Source organism: Mesorhizobium sp. BH1-1-5 (assembly GCF_020165615.1).
GTDB lineage: Bacteria > Pseudomonadota > Alphaproteobacteria > Rhizobiales > Rhizobiaceae > Mesorhizobium.
Map to the genome: position 1 here is coordinate 1 of NZ_JAIUIM010000060.1, position 1,338 is coordinate 1,338.

At 61.6% G+C, this 1,338-nt stretch carries 1 protein-coding gene; it reads right to left on the reverse strand.

What is annotated here, in order from left to right; translation table 11 throughout:
* Window positions 1-72 precede the first annotated feature (72 nt).
* Window positions 73-1,260: an ISNCY family transposase gene (locus tag LB572_RS34295; RefSeq protein ID WP_224670914.1), complete on the reverse strand. Its 1,188-nt coding sequence runs from the start codon at window positions 1,258-1,260 to the stop codon at window positions 73-75.
* Window positions 1,261-1,338 lie beyond the last annotated feature (78 nt).

Sequence of the window (1,338 nt, forward strand, 5' to 3'; positions counted from 1 at the left end):
TGTCGGTAGCTAATCAAGTTGTCCGGTTTGGTAGCACATCATTTGTCCGCTTCAGTTTTGCGTCGAAGCGGTTCACGCAGCCCTGCCGATTGAGCATCCCTCTAGGATTGGATCGCCTCCTGAGCTGTATGTCGCAATGCGGCGGGGTCCGTGGAAGATTGCGAGTGTGCCATCAGGGTATTGCCTGATCTTGACCGTAGCCTTGACGAAGTGGTGTCGGATCGGACTTTGCGGCAGTTGCAATCTGAGCCGTGCGAAGGCGACGGTGTTGTCGCGGGCAACGACGCGCTCTTCCTGGAGGCACAGGATCTCGGCCAGAACGGCCGGATCGGCGGCGACGAAGGCGCTGTCCTGGACCGCGGCCGGCTTGGCGAAGCGGGCGTTGTGAGCTGGCAGATAGGTCTGCGCGATGAAGCGGTTGGCGGCCTCGATATCGGCAATGCCGGCCAGCGCCAGTTCCTTTGGCAGCCGATCCTGCAAGGTGGAGAACATCCGCTCCGAGCGGCCCCTAGCTTCAGGCGAATAAGCCGGGATATGCTCGATGCCCAGTTGCCGCAGCGCCCGCCCGACCTGCGTCAGCCGGCTCTTGTCGACCGCCTCGCCGGCCCTGAGTGTCACGAAGTAATGGCTGCCGCGATCGGTGTAGAGGCTCGAGGGCAGGCCTTTGGCGGCAAAGGTCTCCATAAGCCCCTGAAAGCTCGACGCCGTGCCTTCCTCGGCAACCAGAAAGGCCGAATAGAGCGTGCTCGTGGCGTCGTCCATCGTCACGATCAGGTCCAGCATCGGCTGGCCAGCCAGCCAGGCATGCCGGCTGCCGTCCTGGTGCAGCATCATCCCCTCGCACGGCTTTCTCTCGCGCTTGCGTCGATGCGCCCCGCGCCGCTTGGCCCGCTCAACAAGCCCAGCCGCGTGCAACTGCGTCTTGATGAAGGTGTAGCCCCAGCTGAAATCGTGATCGCGTATCAGGTGCTCGTGGAAATGCTTCACATTCCAGCCAACGTAACGATTCCGGTAAAGCTCCAGCATCTCCTCGATCGCTTCCGCAGGCACCCGCCGTGTCGAAAGCTTGCCCAAACGCCGGTCCCGCAAGCCATCCTCCCCAGCCTCTTCGTAGCGATCACGGTACCGGCGGAACTGGCGTTCCGACATCCCTAGCAGCTCACCAGCCTCCATCATCGAAAGATCGCCACCATTCCAGCGGCTCAAAACGTCCCGAAACTTCTGCATCCTCCGGTCCTGTAGCCACACTGTCCGTCCCATCCCCAGCCTCCATGCGCTGGCGATAAAACCGGACAACTCATGTGCTACCTAACCCGGACAACTCATGTGCTTACGACA